This window comes from Novosphingobium sp. SL115, from assembly GCF_026672515.1.
GTDB lineage: Bacteria > Pseudomonadota > Alphaproteobacteria > Sphingomonadales > Sphingomonadaceae > Novosphingobium.
The window spans coordinates 1,841,547-1,858,954 of record NZ_JAPPRG010000002.1 but is presented as its reverse complement, the minus strand read 5'-3'; the positions used below and the strand labels follow the sequence as shown (position 1 = coordinate 1,858,954).

Genomic DNA, 17,408 nt, shown 5'->3' with positions numbered 1-17,408 from the left:
CCTTTTTACGCCAGCAACCTGTGTTGAATTCAGGCCGCAGCGCGGTGGTAATCTTCCATTTCAATCCACTCGATCAGCATGGTGAGCGTGTGGCGAATGGCCTGCTCCTGCTCTGCTGTGCGGGTTTCAAGGCCGAGAATGCGGCGGTTGGCTTCGGCCAGCGCCGCCAGAACCTCGGCGTCGCCATCGCGGGTTTCCAGCGCGGCAATGCGGCTGTTGGCCTCGGCCAGTTTGGCCAGCAGGTCTTCGTGGCCGCGATCATCTTCACCGCGCGCTTCCAGTGCGGCGATGCGACGGTTGGCAGCTTCAAGCTGTTCAAGGATGGCGGGATCGATCGCAGCGACCAGAGGCGCTTCGCTGGGCGCGATGCGCAGATCTGCCAGCTCGACGATGGCCTGCTGAAGCTCGGCAATCTGTTCGTCCCGTTCGGCAAGTGCTGCACGCCATGCGCTGTCATCCATGACGGGGGCTGCGAAATGCTGGGGCGCGGGAGCCGAGACCGGGATTTCGACCATGGGCGCTTCGGCAGCGGGCACCGGCGTAACCGTGGTCTGCAGGGGCGAGCCGAACGCACCATCGCCCGACAAGTCAGCCAGCACCGACTGGAGCATAGCTGCATCGATCTGGTCGCGCTGTTCGATGGCGCCCATCAGCAGCAAGCGGTTGACGATCTGGTTGACCCGGCGCGGCACGCCACCGCTGGCCTTTGCCAGATCGGCATAGACGCGGGCGTCAAACTGCGGGCGGCCCTGCCAGCCGACGAGCGACAGGCGATGCTCGACATAAGCGCCGACCTCTTCAGGCTCCATCGCATCAAGGTGGTGCGAGGCGATGACGCGCTGGCGAAGCTGTTCAAGCTCTGCCGAAGTTTGCAGCAGGGCGCGAAATTCGGGCTGGCCGAGCAGCAGGATTTGCAGAAGCGGATGCGCGCCCAACTGGAAGTTGGACAACATGCGCAGTTCTTCGAGCGCTTCGACCGAAAGGTTCTGCGATTCGTCCACCACCAGCAGGCAGCGGCGGCCTTCGCGCGCTTCGCGGTGGAGAAATGCTTCGATTTGCGCGAGCGCGGTGGCCTTGTCATGGCCTGCAACTTCAAGGCCGAAGGCGCGCGCGGCGACATGGATCAGCTCTTCGCCATCAAGCGCCGAGGTAACGATCTGCGCAGCGGTCAGGCGCTGGCGATCGACCGTGGCCATCAGGTGCGCAGCTAGCGTGGATTTACCCGCGCCGACCTCGCCCGTGATGATGATGAAGCCTTCGCTCTGCGCGAGGCCATAGCCCAGGTAGGACAGCGCCTTGCGATGCGTTCCGCTTTCAAAATAGAAACGCGGATCGGGCGTAAGCTGGAACGGGCGGGCGGTGAGGCCATAGAATTCATCGTACATCGAAGCCGTCTCCGAGCATCAGAAGGAATAGCGCAGGCCGACGAGGCCCGATGCAATTACTTCATCTTCAATCACTTTACGGTTAACAGCATCCAAACCGACCGCTGCGGTTGCTACTAGGCGGTCAGTCAGGTTGCGGAAGTAAGCAGCGTTGGCGCCAATGGTGTTCACATCGCCAAGGCTGGACGCCCCGCTCTGGAACCACGCGGCATAGGCCGAGACGCCAAAGCTGGAGCGACGGTCGATGGGACCGTTGAGGCCGGCATCGACATAGAAGCTTTCATCCACCTGCCCGTTGGCTGCGCCGAGAACAGAGTCTTCGCGCGCGATGTATTTGCGGCGGATGTAGCCTGCGCCGATCCCGGCCTGCATGCGACCGATGCGGTGGGCATAAGTGGCGTTGACGCCGCGCGCGCGGAACACCGAACTGGCGACCGAGGACAGCGCGTTGTTGACGCAACCACCGCTTTCCGACCCGATGGCACAACCGCTGATCTGGCCGTTGAACGGATCGCGGGTGACGGTGAAGTCGGTGGGCAGATCACGCAGCGCGCGGCTGACCTGTCCGCCAAAGCCCGATACGTTGTCGTAAACCGCAACAGTCAGCGAACTGCGAGCGTTGGGGTTATAGGAAAAGCTGCCATAGTAGGTCGTGCTGTCATAGCGGCGGCCAACGAAGGCCGACAACGCAGTGCGGCGGCTGGGGCGCCACATGACGCCGGCATCCCACGTCAGGCCATCGGTTTCGTAGGCAAGCTGGCGCGAACGCGACTTGTCGGTGACATAGCGGCCATCGGCACCGACGACAGGATCGCCATTGCCATCGCGCACAGCATCACGCGCGGAAACTTCGACGTCTTCGTAACCGATGGCGCCGATCAGGGCGAGTTCCATTGTGACGGGATAGGTCATCTGCACCCCGGCGCGCATATCGCGCACGCGCTGGTCGAGGTTGGAGATATCTTCCTGATAGAACGAGCCGGTGGCGGTGATGCCGACCGGAAGGACCGTGCCGGGTGCAATCCCTGCGGAAACCTGCGCCGAGTGGGCGATGGAGTCATCGAAGATATCGGTCAGCGGCAGCCCTGCGGCGACCTGGACGGCGTCCTTCTGCTGCACCTTGGTGTAGCCGAGCATGTAGGAGCCGGACAGCGCGACATCGCCCACATGGGTCGACACGGCAGGGCCAGCGTAGAGCGAATAGACCTGGCTGACCGCATCGTTACTGGCCAGCGGGTTGAGCGTGGAGGCACCGCTGCCTTCGACGCGAGTGCGGGCGGCCAGCGCGCCAGCTTCAACCGAGAGGGTGCGCGGCACCAGATCGTGCTTCACACGCGCAAGGCCCGACAGCGTATCGCCATCACGCACGCGGTCCGATTGCGAGATGCGCCGTTCGTAGCGCACGGACACCGCACCTTCGGTGCGGCGGCCTGCAATGCTCATGTCCACACCTGCTGCAATGGTGCTGTAGGTCAGCACATCATCGCCGGGCGAGATTTCGTAGAGCAGGTTTTGCGTGGCTTCGACGTAGGGGCGGATGGTGGTGCGGGCACCGCCACCTGCGCCCCGCGCCGAAATGCCGCCGCGATCGGCTTTGCCCTGCGCCGAAGGTTCATCACCATCGACGCTTTCATAGGACAGGGTTTGCGCATGGAGTGGAGCGGCAGCGACAAATGCCGCGCCAGCGAAAAGCGCCAGACGTGCGGGACGAGCCGAGTGGATCATTCCTTGTATCCGTAATAAGTGCCAAATCGGCGGCCCGTGGCGGAAAAGCGGGTGCCGTTGAGCAGGAGCTTGATGTCTTCACACGCCGAAAGCAGTTGCACCGCATCGCGCAGCGCGGCCTCTCCGGTCATGTCCGCGCGGACCACCATCACCGTCTGGCCAACATGGTTGGCAAGGACGATGGCAGGCGACGCGGCAAGAACCGGAGGCGAATCGAAAATGACGATGCGGTTGGGCGAATGGGCGGTCAGCCGTGACAGCACTTCGCCGGTGCGGGCCGACGCGACATATTCGGTATCCGACCCCGTAGCATTGCCTGCGGGCAGGACATAGAAACCGGCGATATCGGTGCCGATGATGCAGTCTTCGACCGCGATTTCAGGATCAGCCAGCGCATCCATCAACCCCTTCCCGCCGGGCAGACCCAGCGTGGACAGGACCGAAGGCTTGGCGAAATCGGCATCGACCAGCAGGACTTCGTTGTCCTTTTCCGCCGCGATGGACAGCGCAAGGTTGACCGCGCAGAAGGTCTTGCCCTCACCCGGATGGGCCGAGCAAACAAGAATGCGTTCGCCATGCGGCGCGCCGATGCCGTTTCGCGATTGTGCTGCGGTTTGCAGCAACTGCCGCTTCACGATGCGGAATTCTTCCAGAACGCTGGTGACCGCGCTTTCAGGTTCGATGAGGCATTGTTCGCGCAAGTGGGCCCGATCAATCGGGTGATGAACACCCCGGAACGGCTGCGGTTCTGGCTGTGGCCGGGTGGTTTCAAAACGCGGCATGACGAGAGGCTGTGCCGGAATCGCCTGCCCATCAACGGGCGCGCTGTGCGGCTTTGGTTCAACCTTTGGAGCAACCTGCGGCACCGCTGCGGGCGGCAGATCGGGCACCACCGGACGGATCATCGTGCGGAAATCAAACGCCCCGGATGCCCGTTCGATCAGCGAAGGGCCGGAGGGCGGAAGGGGAATTTTGCTCTGGTCAGTCATCAAAGCTGCTCCCTCAAGCCACCATGCCGCGCTTCAGCATTTCAATGCCGAGCAGGACGAAAAGGACGACGAACAGGCCCGCGACACCGCCTGCAAACCACTTGAGCTGCCGCATGCGCTGGGCACGAGTGGCACGGGTGATGGCTTCGGAGATGGAACCCAACACCGGCAATCCGGTAGCGCGTTCAAGCTGGCCGGTGGTGGAATAGGCGGATTTGAGCTGCCCCAGCGCGAAGGCTCCGCCCGCGCCAGCGCCCAGCCCCACGATCAGCACCAGCATCAGCAGAAGCGGACGGTCTGGCGATGCAGGCCCGCGCGGCATGGTTGGCGGATCGATGACTTCGAACTTTACCGCATCGCGTTCGGTTTCAACCTGCCCGCGCAGACGCAACGATTCGCGGTCACGCAGCAGTTTGTCATACTGCTCCTTCAGCACATCGTAATCGCGGCCGATGCGAGCAGCTTCGGCAGCGATGGCCGGTTCGCCATACTGCTGGGCGGAAAGGCGCGCGACTTCGGCCTGAAGCGAGCTTTTGCGCGATTGCAGGGCAACCAGACTGGCTTCACGATCCGCCTTGATCGAGATGAGCGAACTGTAGGCCGGGTTTGGCGTGCCGCCGCCGGGGCCTTCGCCCGCAGCAGAGCGTTGAAGCGCGGCGACTTGTGCCTTTGCGGCGATCACATCGGGGTGGCTGTCGGTCAGGCCACGCGCGCGCATGGACCCCAGATCGGCCTGCGCCTGCGCCAGCGCGCCCTTGGCACCGCCTGCCACGCCGGGAATAGCGATGGTTTGCGGTGTGCCCGAAAGCTGACCGTTGATCGATGCCAGCGCGCTTTGTGCCGCAAGCAGGTTCGATTCGATATCCCGCATTTCCCCGCGCGCCGCTTCAAGCTTGGTGGTCAGCGATCCACTGCCGGGAATCATGTCGGCATTGCGACCTTCAAATTCGGTGCGTTTGAGTTCGGCAGCTTCCAGCGCCTTTTTGCGTTCGGAAAGCTGCTGGTCCATGAAAGCCAGCGTATCGGTCATTTCGCCGCGCCCACCGGCAAGGTTTTCCTCGCGGAAGATGTCGATCATCTTCTGCACGATATCCTGCGCCAGCTTGGCATTTTCGGCATCGTTATAGGCACCGCTGCCCGACACGCCGCTGATTTCAAACAGGTTGTCCTGCTGGCTGACCACGGTGATCTTTTTGCCCAGTCCTTCGACGGCGGCCTGCATCTGCTTGTCAGTGGTGATCTGGTCACCCAGCCGGGTGGCGCGGACGACCTTTTCCAGATTGACCGCGCTGGTCAGCGTCTGGCGCACACGTTCGATATCGCGCTTGCGATCACCACCGATGCCGATCTGATCGGCCAGCACATCGTCGATCTGCACGAATATCCGCGCTTTCGATTCATAGTTGTTGGGCACCATGGCCACGACCAGCCAGCCCAGCATGCAGACGCCCCAGGCAATGCCCAGCGCGATCCAGCGTCGCTGCCAGATACCATGGAGCGCGATGCGCACTTCTTCGTAAATGTTGGTCATTGCCGGTCTGTCCCCCGCCCCCCGATCAGAACGTGCTTTCGGGGATGATGATCACATCACCCGGCATGAGCAGGACATTGGCCTTGGTATCGCCCTTGCGCAGCAGATCGCCGATGCGCACGGCATATTCCTTCTGCGCGCCCGACTGCTTGTCGAAGCGGATCAGCCGGGCCTTGTTGCCCGCTGCATATTCCGAAAGGCCGCCAACCGCGATCATCGCATCGAGCAGCGTCATGTTGGCGCGGAAGGGAATCGACGCGGGCTTTTCGGTTGCGCCGACAATGCGCACCTGCTGGCTGAATGTGCCTGCAAACTTGTTCACGATGACCGAGACGATCGGTTCCTGAATGTATTGCGAAAGCTGAAGCTTGATATCTTCGGCCAGCATCGAGGGCGTCTTGCCCACAGCAGGCATATCGGTGATGAGCGGCGTGGTGATGCGGCCATCGGGACGGACCTGTACCGAAGCGCCAAGTTCAGGATTGCGCCAGACGAAAATGGTCAATTCGTCGAGCGGGCCGATCACGTATTCTTCGCCCGGACCTTCTTGCAGTGCAACGAACGACGCGGGAGGAAGCTGTGGCCCACCACCAACGCCACCGCATCCCGAAAGGGCCAGGCTGGCCAGCGCCGTGCCGGCAAGCATACGGGTTACACGCGAATTCAACGGCATGAGCAATCCTTCTTGCTGCGGTTGCTGCCCGGCCTGACGCACCGTGATGCGCAAAAGACGAGGAACCGCAATTCACCCTCGGCTATCGCGAAAAAGGGTGAAGATTGCGTTAGCCTTGATACTATGGCTAGCGGTCGCAATGGGCGCGAAGGCGCTGTCCCGCAATGGGACTGATGCCTGGCGATATGTTAACGCCGGAAACCTATGACTTTGTCAGATCAGGATTTCGTGCGCCGGTCCCTGCCCAAGGAACATGGCCGGGCTGGCGCTGGCACCATAAGCGCCCGCGCAGAAAATTGCCACCAGATCGCCCACGTCCGCGCGGGGGAAACCGCCCTTGTCGGCCAGCCGATCAAGCGGGGTGCACAGGCAACCGACGATGCTGGCCTCTTCTTCAGCCACTGCATCATACCGGGTGGCAATGGCGCTGGGATAATTGCGTCGGACGACGGTGCCGAAGTTGCCCGATGCGGCAAGCTGGTGATGCAAACCGCCATCCGTAATCAGATAAATCTCGCCATGGCTTTCCTTGCGATCAACGATCCGCGTCAGATAAACGCCTGATTCGCCAACAAGATAGCGGCCAAGTTCAACGCAGAATGCGGTCTGTTCAAGCACGGCGGGAAGCTGGGCAAAGCGGTCAGCCAGGGCAGCGCCAATGGCGGCGATATTTACCGGTTCATCGCCCGGAAAATAGGGAATACCAAAGCCGCCGCCCAGATTGCACTTGGGCAATGCCGCGCCCGATTGTTCGGCAAGGCGGGCAGCCAGAGCCAGCGTGTGCCCCTGTGTTTCGATGATGGCATCGGCAGACAGGGCCTGACTTCCGGCAAAGATGTGAAAGCCGCGCCATTGCGCCCCCGCAGCGATCAACTGGCGTGCGAGAGCGGGAACGCGGGCGGCATCAATGCCGAAAGGCTTGGCTCCGCCGCCCATCTTCATGCCCGATCCTTTCAGATCGAAATCGGGATTTACCCGGATGGCAAGGCGCGGTGTGACGCCAAGACGGCTGGCAATATCAAGCGCGCGCGCCGCCTCACCTTCCGATTCGAGGTTGAGGGTGACGCCTGCCGTGATGGCCGCTTGCAGTTCGGCATCGCGTTTGCCGGGGCCTGCAAAACTGACGCGGGCGGGATCAATTCCGGCGGCCTGCACCATGGCCAGTTCGCCGCCCGAAGCGATGTCGAAGCCATCGACCAGTCCGGCCATGTGTTGCAAAAGCGGCTGATAGGGGTTGGCCTTGACCGCGTAATGAATGGCCAGCCGTTCGGGCATGGCAGCGCGAAGATCGGCCACGCGCTGGCTCAACAGCTCGCGCGCATAGACAAACAGCGGGGTGCCGCCTGCCTGCGCCACAAGATCAGATGCCTTGCGCCCGGCAATGGCAAGTTCGCCTTCGATGGCGGTAAAGCCTGTGGGGATCGGGCCGAGCGGTTTCATGGTGTCATGTCCTTGGCGAGTTCTGCGGCCAGCGCAACCCGGTCCAGCTTGCCATTGGGGCTGACGGGCATTTCACCGCGCCAGTGGACGTGGCGCGGGACCATGAAATTGGGCAGCGCGCGGGTGAGCGCGGGGAGCAGATCGTCTGGCGAGGCACCGGGATTCGCGCGGGCGACAAGGTGGATCGCCTGACCCAGTTGCGCATCAGGCAGGCCCAGCGCGACGGCTTCTGCGACAAGCCCGGTGGCGACAGCAGCTTCTTCCACCTCTTGCGGGCTGACGCGGTTGCCGCTGGTCTTGATCATGGCATCGCGGCGGCCGACGAAGTGGAGAAGACCTGCCGCATCACGGCGTACGCGGTCGCCCGACCAGACCGCCATGCCGCGCAAGCTGGCAAAGGCAGGCGCGGGTTTGAAGCGTTCGGCGGTGCGGGCGGCATCCTGCCAGTATCCTTGTGCCACCAGTGGGCCGGTGTGCACCAGTTCGCCTTCTTCATCGGGCGCGGCTTCCAGGCCTGCGTCATTGACTACGAGGATTTCGGCAAAAGGAATGGCCTTGCCGATGGATGTGGGGTGCTGATCCACCAGCGACGGATCGAGGTAGGTCGAGCGGAAGGCTTCGGTCAGGCCGTACATGGGATAGAGGTCCGCGTGCGCGAACTTTGTCCGCAGGGATCGCACCAGTGAGGGGGTGAGTGCGCCGCCGCTGTTGGTGAGACGGCGCAGCATGGCTGCGGTGTCTTGCGGCCAGTCGAGTTCGACCAGTTGCAGCCATAGAGGCGGGACAGCGGCGATGGTGGTGACGCCATGACGGGTGACCGCTTTCATCACGTCGCGCGGTGTCAGGTAATCTAGCGGGATCACGCTGCCGCCAGCATACCATGTCGAAAGAAGCTGGTTCTGACCATAATCGAACGCAAGCGGCAGCACGGCCAAAACGCGGTCTTCGGGCGCGATCTTCAAGTAATGCGCCACGCTGACCGCGCCCAGCCACAGGTTGGTCTGGCTGAGCATGACGCCCTTGGGTCGGCCGGTGGAGCCGCTGGTGTAAAGGATGGCAGCGAGGTTGTCAGGCGTGGCGTCGGAAGGCGGCAGGTTGTTACCCAGTGCTTCGGCCTGTGCCCATGCGGCGGGTTCGTCCAGCAGCGGACAAGCCGCGTCGCCCGGCTCCAGCGTATCAAGGCGGGCCTTGTTCGATATCAGCAGGCTGGTGCCGCTATCGGCAAGGATATGCGCCACTTGCGCGCGCTTCAGCAAGGGGTTGATGGGGACATGCACCAGCCCTGCCCGCACCGCGGCCAGCGGCATCAGACAGGCAAGTTCGGTCTTGGGCAGCCATGTGGCGATGCGCGCTCCCGGTTCACACACCTTCGATTTCAGCCATGCCGCAAGCAGGCCTACACGCGCGTTTAACGCTTCGTGGGTAAGGGTGCGGTCCTTGAGCACCAGCGCAGGGGCATCGCGCCTGCCCCGCAAGGCAAGGTGATCGAGCGGAAAAACGGTGGGATCGGGATCTGCGGACACGCACGCTCTCGGCAAAAGGAATGTCTTATTTTGAACGTCTATCACGCCAGTCTTAAGGAAGCGCAAGCAGACCCGCGCGTGATGGCGACGCAGGGAAATTCGCCGTTCGAGCGGATCGACTGGCTGGCGCTGCTGGCAGAGCATTGCCTTAACCCGGCAGAAGCGCGTGTCAGCGTTGCGGTTGACGGGAGCCGGGTGGCGGCGCTGCCATGGCGCATGACCAGCAATGGCATTGAAGCGTTGGCCAACTGGTATAACTTTTTCGTCCGTTCAATTGGGGATACCGCGCTTCTTTCAGAAATAGCGCGAAACCTGCCCGCAGGCCGCGCCATGTTTGCGCCAATGCCGCTGGATGATGCACAGATGCTTGCTGGCGCGATGCGGGGCGCTGGATGGATCGTGCTGACAGAGCCGTGCGACGCCAACCATGTGCTGCCGGTCAATGGGCGCAGCTTTGGCGAGTACTGGGCCGCGCGCCCCGGCGCCCTGCGCGAAACGGTGCGGCGCAAAGGGCGCAAGGGCGAAGTTTCCCTGCGGGTGGTGACGGAATTTTCCCAGGCGGATTGGGAAGCTTACGAGACGATCTACAGATTGAGCTGGAAGCCTGAAGAGGGCAGTCCCGATTTCCTGCGCCACTGGGCGGAAATGGACGGCGCGGATGGGCGGTTGCGGCTGGGCATTGCCGAGATTGCCGGGGAGCCCGTCGCGGCACAATTCTGGACGGTGGAAGGCGGCACGGCCTTTATTCACAAGCTGGCGCACGACGAACGCTATCGCAAACAATCGCCCGGAACACTGCTGACAGCGGCGATGTTTGAACACGTCATCGACCGCGACAGGGTGGACCTGGTGGATTTCGGGACCGGCGACGATGCCTATAAACGCGACTGGATGGAGCACGTCCGAACGCGCTGGCGGGTGCGGGCGTGGCGGCCCGGCGCGGTGCGGCATTGGCCTTCGCTTGCACGAGCGTTGACACGACAGGCACTCCAACCCCTTGTTTCGGGGAAAAGCGATGGTTAAGGGCGCACTTGAACGTCCGCTAAACAGACCCAGGGAACCGATGACCAACACCGACCGCACCCTGCGCGCGATCCTGACTGACGTGCTTGGCCTTTCGGCCGAGCGCGTGGCTGCATTCGATGCGTCCACTGGCCTGTTTGGCGATTTGCCCGAGCTGGATTCGATGGCGGTCGCTGGCCTGCTGACCGAAATCGAGGACCGGCTCGACATCGTGATCGAAGATGACGAGGTAGATGGCGAGCTGCTGGAAAATTATGGCAACCTGCTGGCGTTCCTTGAGGACAAGATCGCCGCGTGATCGCCCAGTGGCCATGCCCCGGCCCGCACGGGCAGGCCGACGAATACGCGCTTTCGATTGACCAGAACCGTTCGCGGCGACTGTTGATCGTGCCCGCGCTGTTTGATGAAGCCAATCGCATGCGGCGGATGCTGGCTGATGCCATGCGGCTGCTGGATGCCGCCGGTATCGACAGTTTCCTGCCCGATCTGCCCGGCTGTAATGAAAGCACGCAGGATTTCACCGCGCAAAGCCTGCACGGCTGGCGACAGGCCATGGCCCATGCCGCGCACCATTTCCGCGCGACCGATGTGCTGGCCGTGCGGGGTGGCGCGCTGATTTTTCCGACGATGCTGCCCGGATGGGTGCTGGAGCCGACCAAGGGGGCGTCCATCCTGCGACAACTGGTCCGCGCCCGCACCATCGCCGCGCGCGAAGCGGGGCGGCACGAAGACAGCGCCATGTTGATGGAACAGGGACGCTCGCAAGGGCTGGAACTGGCAGGGTGGCGCTTTGGTGCGTCATTGATTGCGGGGCTGGAAAATGCCGTGGCGCAGATCGAGGGGCAGCGGATTATTTCGCAGGGCGAAATGGGCGGCGGAGGGCTGTGGCTGCGGGCCGAACCTGCTGCTGCGCCGGAACAATCGGCAGCGCTTGCCCGGCTGATTGTTGCGGATATCGCCCCATGAACCGCCGCCATGTGACATTTGCCTGTGAGGGTGCAACGCTGATCGGCACACTGGATATTGCCGCAGCCAGCGGACAGACCGGCATTCTGATCGTGTCGGGCGGCAACGAATTGCGCAGTGGTGCGTGGAGCGGGCAGGCCCAATTGGCGGCACGTCTGGCAGATGCCGGGTTTCCCACATTCCGCTATGACCGGCGCGGTGTGGGCGACAGCACTGGCGAGAACCCGACCTTTCGCCATTCCGCGCCCGACATTGCCGCCGCGCTGGCCGCATTCCGGGCAGCTGCCCCGCATGTCTCGCGCGTCGTGGCCTTCGGCAATTGTGATGCGGCAGCCGCGCTGATGCTGTTTGCGCCCGGCCTTTCGCTGGATGGGCTGGTTCTGGCCAATCCGTGGACGATTGATGGCGAGGAAGCGCCGCAGACCATGCCCGCATCGGCCATTCGCAGCCGCTATATGGCCAAGCTGACCAACCCGCGCGAAGTTTGGCGATTGCTGACAGGCGGCGTCAACCTTGCCAAACTGGTCAAAGGGTTGCGCAGTGCGGCCACAACCGCTGGGTCAGCGCCCGAAGGACTGGTTGCAGAGATGCAGACCGGGCTGGCCGCGTTTGACGGCACTGTTGCAATCCTGCTGGCGAGTGGCGACCGGACGGCGCAGATGTTCGCCGAATGCTGGGATGCCGGTGATCCGCGTATTGCGCGGGTCGAGAGTGCATCGCACAGTTTTTCTGACGGTGTTGCACGGGAATGGTTGTTTGCGCGACTGGTTGAGGCGATGCGGGCCGCCTGATTTGGCGGTGAGGCGATGCTGTGTCTCAAATTCGCTCGACACGAACGGTTGGGGAAACCGGGTTCTGGGTGAGACGCCCTTCCCCGGCCCCTCCCGCGAGCGGGAGGGGAGCTTTGCGGTTTACGCGGGGATGGTCTGGCTGGCCTTGTAATCAAGGTCTGCAAGGAAGCGTTCGGAATCGAGCGCGGCCATGCAGCCGGTACCAGCGGCGGTGACGGCCTGACGGTAGGTGTGGTCCATCACGTCACCGCACGCGAAAACGCCAGGGATGGCTGTCTTGGGTGTGCCGGGCTGAACGACGATATAGCCGCTTTCGTCCAGTTCCAGCTTGCCCTTGAACAGGTCGGTGGCAGGTGCGTGACCGATGGCGACGAATGCGCCGTCAGTTTCGACGATGGATTCAGCGCCAGTCACGGTATCGACCAGTTTCACCCCGGTCAGGCCCTTGCCTTCTTCACCCACGAAGCTGTCGACCTTCTGGTTCCACAGCACCTTGACGTTGGGGTGGGCCATCAGACGGTCTTGCAGGATCTTTTCCGCACGTAGGGAATCGCGGCGGTGGATCAGCGTGACGTCGGGCGAATGGTTGGTGAGGTAGAGCGCTTCTTCAACAGCGGTATTGCCACCGCCGATCACCACCACCTTTTTGCCGCGATAGAAGAACCCGTCGCAAGTGGCGCAGGCCGAAACGCCTTTGCCCGAAAATTCCTGTTCGCCGGCAACGCCGAGCCATTTGGCCTGTGCGCCGGTAGCAATGACCAGCACATCACCTTCGTAAATGTCTCCGCTGTCGCCTACGGCGCGGAACGGGGATCCATCAAGGCTGACGTCAAGGATGGTGTCCCACATCATGCGCGTGCCGACGTGTTCGGCCTGTGCCTGCATTTCCTGCATCAGCCAAGGGCCTTGGATCACATCCCGGAAACCGGGGTAGTTTTCGACATCGGTGGTGATGGTGAGCTGGCCGCCAGGCTGAAGGCCCTGCACCACGATAGGCTGCATGCCCGCACGCGCGCCATAAATGGCGGCGGAAAGCCCGGCAGGGCCGGAACCGATGATGAGCATGCGGGTCTTGTGCGTGGTCGCCATGAGGAACTCCTGTTGTCGGCACGCGAGATAAGGGCGCAGGGCGGCAAAAGCGAGTCTGCACAGGCGCGTTTTTCCGCAGCATTCGGACAGAAATTCTTGGAGGTGCTTCAGCTTTCGATGAGTTGGCGCTCCATCTGTGCCAAGCCTTCAGAGGTAAGGCCCAGAACATCACGGGCATAAGCATCGACCGAGCCGTGCTTTTCGCGGATCGTGGCGAAGGCGCGATCAAGGAACGCTGCATCCACGCCCATCAACACACGCACGGCGGCATCGTCCATGGAAATGCCGAAACCTGCGCGCACATGACGCGCACCGGCGGCGATACGTGCTTCGGCATCGCCCGCAGTATTGGTGAGCAGGTAGTCTTCCACGATATCGTCATGGTGAACGCCCATCAGGTGATGGACCAGTGCGGCGGCAACGCCGGTGCGGTCCTTTCCGGCAAGGCAGTGCAGCAGGCTGGGGGTGTCCCGTTCGGTCAGCGCCTGCATATACAAACGGAACGTGCCGACCAGCACAGGGCGGAATGGCAGTGTTTCGTACAAGCGGAGCATGGCGTTGCGGGCATCATCGGCGCTACGCACGTCGCGAGCCATCTCTTCATGCGCCGCGCGGCCATGGACGCTGGCTGTCTCGCCCGGATGGAACAGGACGTCACCTGAAAATTCGGCATGGCGCAGGCAGGGATTGGCAGCGCGTTCGCTATCGCCGCGAAGATCGATGACCGTGGCAATGCCCAGATCATGCACCATGGCAAGGTCAGCTGGAGTGGCATCGGTGTGCTGGCCAGAACGCCACAGCACGCCGCGCCGCAATGTGCCACCGCGCGCAGCATAGCCGCCATAGTCCCGAAAATTGTGAATGCCCGCCATGTCGATGACGCGGGCAGAAACTGTGCCGTTCATGGAATCACCCCTGTTGCCGCATCTGTGTGACGGCAATGCGTCGCAGTGCGCAAGGCTTCAGACGTGACGGATTGCCAGAGGTTCCAGCGCGCGGGCAACCACCACGGCTGCCGGAGTCGGCTTGGGCACAAGAGTTCCGCCCAGCTTGCGTACGGCTTCATCCATGCGATCAAGATCACCGGTGTGGAGGACATAGGGGACGCCCAGCCCTGCCAAAGTGCGAGCGACCTGTTCGCAAGTTTGTCCCTGCCCCAGCGATACGTCGAGGATGGCAGCGGCAACCGCATTGCTTTCAAGAATGGCCAGTGCTTCGGCAAGGTCGAGCGCGGTAAGCGGCTGACAGCCTGCATCCTCCACAGCAAATTCCAGATCGAGCAGGATAAGCGGTTCATCGTCGAGCACCAGCACACGGCATGGCTCTTGATGGGAATGGTGTAATCCGCTCACTCTGCGTTCTCCCGCAGGGGGATGTTGAGGCGCGCCCGCAGGCCATCTGCATGCCATTCCCGAACGATCCCTCCCCTTGCCATGTGCAGCATTTTTTCGACGATGCCGTCCGCCTTGCCGATGGCGTTTTCGGTGATGGCAGAGCGTGACGGCCCGCCATGCTCTATCCAGTCGATGCGAATGGCTGGCGCGTCGCGGGTGCCATTGCGCTGCCACGCCACGGTTATCCGCCCGCCATCGACGCTTAACGCGCCATGACGGATGGCACCGGTCGCCAATTCATGCAGCGACAGACCAAGCACCGAAACCGACGCAAAATCCGACCGCAGGCCGTTGCCTTCAAATGTAAAGCGGGTGCCATCGGGGTCATAAGGCGCGAGCACGGCACGGATCGCCTGCCCCACTTCAACCGTGCCACGATGAGAATCATCCAGCGTAGTTTCGTAAGCGCGGCCCAGCGCCTGAATGCGGTCATTGATTTCGCGCGCTTCCGCTTCGATCCCGCGTGCGCGCCCGGTGAAATTGACGATGCCGCCGATCACAGCGAACATGTTTTTCATGCGATGGGAGAGTTCGCGCGCCAGATCGCGGGCGTGACGTTCATCCGCTCGTGCAGCGCGAACGTCGGAGACGTCCCACTGGCTGCCAAAGAAATAGACCAGCCGCCCTTCGGCATCATAGATCGGCCCAAGGTGGAGCGCGTTCCAGAATGGTGTGCCGTCCTTGCGATAGTTCAGCAGTTCGACAACGATCACGTCTTCGCGGACAAGCGCTTGTCGAATACGCTCTACCGATGCGCGGTTGGTATCCGGGCCCTGCAGGAAGCGGCAGTTGTGGCCGAGGATATCCTTGTCTTCATATCCGGTCAGATTGCGAAACGCACGGTTGGCGAAGATGACCGGAACGTCTTTGGTGTGTGGATCGCACAGGCAGATTGCCATGCGGGTCTGCGCCATCGCCTGTTCAAACAACACCCCCGATGAACCGGAAAATTCGTCTTCGGGAAGTTGCACACTGGAACGGGCCACCGCAGGATCGAATGCGGTATGAGCCTGATCTGTAAGGCGATGGCTGAGATCTTTGAATGGGTTTTCGTCATGCATATCCGTGGCACCTGCCGTCAGAAATGCCGATACCCAACGAAAGTTCCGTGAAAATCGATTAAATTCAGCGGGTCATTTTTTATCGATGGAAATGACAGCGAGCGTCAGCCGCGAGATGCAAACCAGTTTGCCCGCGTCATCTTCAATGCGGATGGACCAGACATGCGTGGTGCGCCCCAGCGCTTCCGGCCTGGCAGTGGCATGAACCCAGCCATCGCGCACTGGACGAACGTGGTTGGCGTTGATTTCGAGGCCCACACAAGCGAAGTGGTCAGGATCGACGACCATTGCCCCTGCCATCGATCCGATGGTTTCTGCCAGCGCGACCGACGCGCCACCGTGCAGCCGCCCGAACGGCTGGTGGGTGCGGTGATCCACCGGCATGCGCGCGCGAACCCAGTCATTGCCGCAGTCGACAAATTCGATGCCGAGATGTGCAGGCATGGAGGTACTGCCAAGCGAGGTCAGACGCTGCATCGAGGGCATTTGCCCGTTCCACCAGATCATGCGGCAAACCCTTCAGCCAAAAAGCGCATCGCACATCCGGCGAGCAGCGCGGTGCCCAGCGGCAGGACGCTTTCGTCGACCATCATCCGTGTGGAATGGATGGAACAGCATGAGCGCCAGTCAGCCCCTTCGTGCGCGACGCCCAGGAAGAACATCGCACCAGGCACCTTTTCCAGCACATAAGAGAAATCTTCAGCGCCCATGATGGGGTGATCGAGCCGGTGAAAGCCGCGATCCCCGGTCAGGCCGCGCACCACCTTTTCTCCCAGATCGACGGCGCGGCCATCGCACACGGTGACCGGGAAGCCGGGAGTGATGGTGACCTGCGCAGTCATGCCATGGGCAGCAGCGATATGGGTGGCAAGCTGATCCAGCGCTTCATGCAGACGCGCGCGGTTGGTGGGCGACAGTGTGCGCAGGGTGCCTTTCAGTGCGGCGAAATCGGCAATCACGTTGTGCGCCGTGCCCGCTTCGATCCGGGCAACAGTCGCCACGACCGGGTCCGACACCGGAAAACGGCGCGTTACCATGGCCTGAAGCGCGGTGACGATCTCGCACGCCACGGGCACGGGGTCGAGCGCGTCGTGCGGCATTGAGGCATGGCCGCCCCGCCCCTTTACCGCAATGTCGAATTGATCGGCCGAGGCCAGCAGCGGCCCGGCCCGTCCGGCAATCAGGCCGTGCGGGCTGTTGGGCATGATGTGCAGGGCAAAAGCCGCATCGGGCAGCGGATCGATCATCCCGTCATCCAACATGAAGCGCGCGCCATGGAAGCCTTCTTCGCCGGGCTGGAACATGAATTGCACTTCGCCCGCAAGACTGTCCGCACGAGCGCAAAGCACTTCTGCCGCACCTGCCAGCATGGCGGTGTGCGTGTCATGGCCGCAGGCGTGCATGGCGCCTGCAATGGTCGAGGCGAACGGCAGGCCGGTTTCCTCGGTCATCGGCAAGGCGTCCATATCACCCCGCAGTAGAACGCGACGGCCCGGCCCCGCCCTGCCCTTCAATGTTGCCACCAATCCGGTCGTGGATGGTCCTTCGCGCCATTCCAACGGCAGATGGGAAAGCGCCAGCCGCACTTTATCGCGCGTTCGGGGCGTGTGCAGGCCCAGTTCGGGTTCGGCGTGGATTGCGCGACGCAGGGCGATGATCGCATCGGAAAAGCCGCGCGCTTGTTCGAGTAAGTCATGCTGAAGCATCGGAAGCCTCGATTGAGATCGTTGCTGCAAGGCTGGCACGGCAAGGGCCATCTTGTCGAGAGTTTGACAATTCGGCTTGCGCCCGATGTCATCGTGCATTAATCGATCGATT

General features: G+C 62.4%; 17 protein-coding genes. 4 read left to right on the top strand and 13 right to left on the bottom strand.

The genetic code is table 11. The features are described 5' to 3' along the window. Nucleotides 1-29: 29 nt before the first annotated feature. The 7 genes from OVA07_RS10510 to OVA07_RS10480 form a co-directional block, all read right to left on the bottom strand. Nucleotides 30-1,385: an XrtA/PEP-CTERM system-associated ATPase gene (locus OVA07_RS10510; RefSeq protein WP_268171376.1), complete on the bottom strand. Its 1,356-nt coding sequence runs from the start codon at nt 1,383-1,385 to the stop codon at nt 30-32. An 18-nt stretch (nt 1,386-1,403) separates the two neighbouring features. Continuing rightward, a complete protein-coding gene (locus OVA07_RS10505; protein WP_268171375.1) occupies nt 1,404-3,110 on the bottom strand; it encodes a preprotein translocase subunit YajC in 1,707 nt (568 codons plus the stop codon). After that, nucleotides 3,107-4,099, bottom strand: a complete 993-nt coding sequence (locus tag OVA07_RS10500) for an AAA family ATPase (RefSeq protein ID WP_268171374.1) — start codon at nt 4,097-4,099, stop codon at nt 3,107-3,109. The genes OVA07_RS10505 and OVA07_RS10500 overlap by 4 nt, the downstream gene beginning before the upstream one ends. Before the next feature lie 13 nt (nt 4,100-4,112). Further along, the gene (locus tag OVA07_RS10495) at nt 4,113-5,630 is read right to left on the bottom strand and encodes an XrtA system polysaccharide chain length determinant (protein ID WP_268171373.1); all 1,518 of its coding nucleotides are present in this window, start codon (nt 5,628-5,630) and stop codon (nt 4,113-4,115) included. 25 nt (nt 5,631-5,655) lie between these two features. Continuing rightward, the gene (locus OVA07_RS10490) at nt 5,656-6,303 is read right to left on the bottom strand and encodes an XrtA/PEP-CTERM system exopolysaccharide export protein (RefSeq protein ID WP_268171372.1); all 648 of its coding nucleotides are present in this window, start codon (nt 6,301-6,303) and stop codon (nt 5,656-5,658) included. A 213-nt stretch (nt 6,304-6,516) separates the two neighbouring features. Further along, on the bottom strand, nt 6,517-7,743 hold the full coding sequence (locus tag OVA07_RS10485) for a pyridoxal-dependent decarboxylase, exosortase A system-associated (protein ID WP_268171371.1): 1,227 nt from the start codon (nt 7,741-7,743) through the stop codon (nt 6,517-6,519). Then, nucleotides 7,740-9,266: an acyl-CoA ligase (AMP-forming), exosortase A system-associated gene (locus tag OVA07_RS10480; protein ID WP_268171370.1), complete on the bottom strand. Its 1,527-nt coding sequence runs from the start codon at nt 9,264-9,266 to the stop codon at nt 7,740-7,742. Before OVA07_RS10480 ends, OVA07_RS10485 begins: the two co-directional genes overlap by 4 nt. A gap of 30 nt (nt 9,267-9,296) precedes the next feature. Here OVA07_RS10480 and OVA07_RS10475 point away from each other — a divergent pair, with 30 nt between their 5' ends. From OVA07_RS10475 to OVA07_RS10460, 4 genes are read left to right on the top strand one after another with little or no spacing between them, the layout of a single operon-like run. Further along, on the top strand, nt 9,297-10,289 hold the full coding sequence (locus OVA07_RS10475; protein ID WP_268171369.1) for a GNAT family N-acetyltransferase: 993 nt from the start codon (nt 9,297-9,299) through the stop codon (nt 10,287-10,289). Between the two features lie 40 nt (nt 10,290-10,329). Next, nucleotides 10,330-10,587, top strand: a complete 258-nt coding sequence (locus tag OVA07_RS10470) for an acyl carrier protein (RefSeq protein ID WP_268171368.1) — start codon at nt 10,330-10,332, stop codon at nt 10,585-10,587. After that, nucleotides 10,584-11,255, top strand: coding sequence for a hypothetical protein (locus OVA07_RS10465; RefSeq protein ID WP_268171367.1), 672 nt, complete (start codon nt 10,584-10,586; stop codon nt 11,253-11,255). Before OVA07_RS10470 ends, OVA07_RS10465 begins: the two co-directional genes overlap by 4 nt. Then, complete coding sequence (locus tag OVA07_RS10460) at nt 11,252-12,046, top strand: hydrolase 1, exosortase A system-associated (RefSeq protein ID WP_268171366.1); 795 nt, start codon at nt 11,252-11,254, stop codon at nt 12,044-12,046. The genes OVA07_RS10465 and OVA07_RS10460 overlap by 4 nt, the downstream gene beginning before the upstream one ends. 120 nt (nt 12,047-12,166) lie before the next feature. On the opposite strand, the gene trxB is transcribed toward OVA07_RS10460, so the two are convergent. The 6 genes from trxB to OVA07_RS10430 form a co-directional block, all read right to left on the bottom strand. Further along, nucleotides 12,167-13,135, bottom strand: a complete 969-nt coding sequence (gene trxB, locus OVA07_RS10455) for a thioredoxin-disulfide reductase (RefSeq protein ID WP_268171365.1) — start codon at nt 13,133-13,135, stop codon at nt 12,167-12,169. 107 nt (nt 13,136-13,242) lie between these two features. Next, nucleotides 13,243-14,040, bottom strand: a complete 798-nt coding sequence (locus tag OVA07_RS10450; protein ID WP_268171364.1) for a tyrosine-protein phosphatase — start codon at nt 14,038-14,040, stop codon at nt 13,243-13,245. A 57-nt stretch (nt 14,041-14,097) separates the two neighbouring features. Continuing rightward, nucleotides 14,098-14,487: a response regulator gene (locus OVA07_RS10445; protein ID WP_268171363.1), complete on the bottom strand. Its 390-nt coding sequence runs from the start codon at nt 14,485-14,487 to the stop codon at nt 14,098-14,100. After that, nucleotides 14,484-15,590, bottom strand: a complete 1,107-nt coding sequence (locus tag OVA07_RS10440; protein WP_268171362.1) for a PAS domain-containing protein — start codon at nt 15,588-15,590, stop codon at nt 14,484-14,486. The genes OVA07_RS10445 and OVA07_RS10440 overlap by 4 nt, the downstream gene beginning before the upstream one ends. 72 nt (nt 15,591-15,662) lie before the next feature. After that, nucleotides 15,663-16,034: a hotdog fold thioesterase gene (locus OVA07_RS10435; protein ID WP_326493119.1), complete on the bottom strand. Its 372-nt coding sequence runs from the start codon at nt 16,032-16,034 to the stop codon at nt 15,663-15,665. Nucleotides 16,035-16,093: 59 nt separating this feature from the next. Further along, nucleotides 16,094-17,296, bottom strand: a complete 1,203-nt coding sequence (locus OVA07_RS10430; protein WP_268171360.1) for a M20 metallopeptidase family protein — start codon at nt 17,294-17,296, stop codon at nt 16,094-16,096. Nucleotides 17,297-17,408: the final 112 nt, after the last annotated feature.

Excerpts from the sequence above, each read along its gene's own strand:
- OVA07_RS10440 (WP_268171362.1), bottom strand. The coding sequence starts at position 15,590 with ATGCATGACGAAAACCCATTCAAAGATCTCAGCCATCGCCTTACAGAT.
- OVA07_RS10430 (WP_268171360.1), bottom strand. The coding sequence starts at position 17,296 with ATGCTTCAGCATGACTTACTCGAACAAGCGCGCGGCTTTTCCGATGCG.
- OVA07_RS10460 (WP_268171366.1), top strand. The coding sequence starts at position 11,252 with ATGAACCGCCGCCATGTGACATTTGCCTGTGAGGGTGCAACGCTGATC.
- trxB (WP_268171365.1), bottom strand. The coding sequence starts at position 13,135 with ATGGCGACCACGCACAAGACCCGCATGCTCATCATCGGTTCCGGCCCT.
- OVA07_RS10495 (WP_268171373.1), bottom strand. The coding sequence starts at position 5,630 with ATGACCAACATTTACGAAGAAGTGCGCATCGCGCTCCATGGTATCTGG.
- OVA07_RS10485 (WP_268171371.1), bottom strand. The coding sequence starts at position 7,743 with ATGAAACCGCTCGGCCCGATCCCCACAGGCTTTACCGCCATCGAAGGC.
- OVA07_RS10510 (WP_268171376.1), bottom strand. The coding sequence starts at position 1,385 with ATGTACGATGAATTCTATGGCCTCACCGCCCGCCCGTTCCAGCTTACG.
- OVA07_RS10490 (WP_268171372.1), bottom strand. The coding sequence starts at position 6,303 with ATGCCGTTGAATTCGCGTGTAACCCGTATGCTTGCCGGCACGGCGCTG.
- OVA07_RS10505 (WP_268171375.1), bottom strand. The coding sequence starts at position 3,110 with ATGATCCACTCGGCTCGTCCCGCACGTCTGGCGCTTTTCGCTGGCGCG.
- OVA07_RS10500 (WP_268171374.1), bottom strand. The coding sequence starts at position 4,099 with ATGACTGACCAGAGCAAAATTCCCCTTCCGCCCTCCGGCCCTTCGCTG.
- OVA07_RS10450 (WP_268171364.1), bottom strand. The coding sequence starts at position 14,040 with ATGAACGGCACAGTTTCTGCCCGCGTCATCGACATGGCGGGCATTCAC.
- OVA07_RS10435 (WP_326493119.1), bottom strand. The coding sequence starts at position 16,034 with ATGCCTGCACATCTCGGCATCGAATTTGTCGACTGCGGCAATGACTGG.
- OVA07_RS10470 (WP_268171368.1), top strand. The coding sequence starts at position 10,330 with ATGACCAACACCGACCGCACCCTGCGCGCGATCCTGACTGACGTGCTT.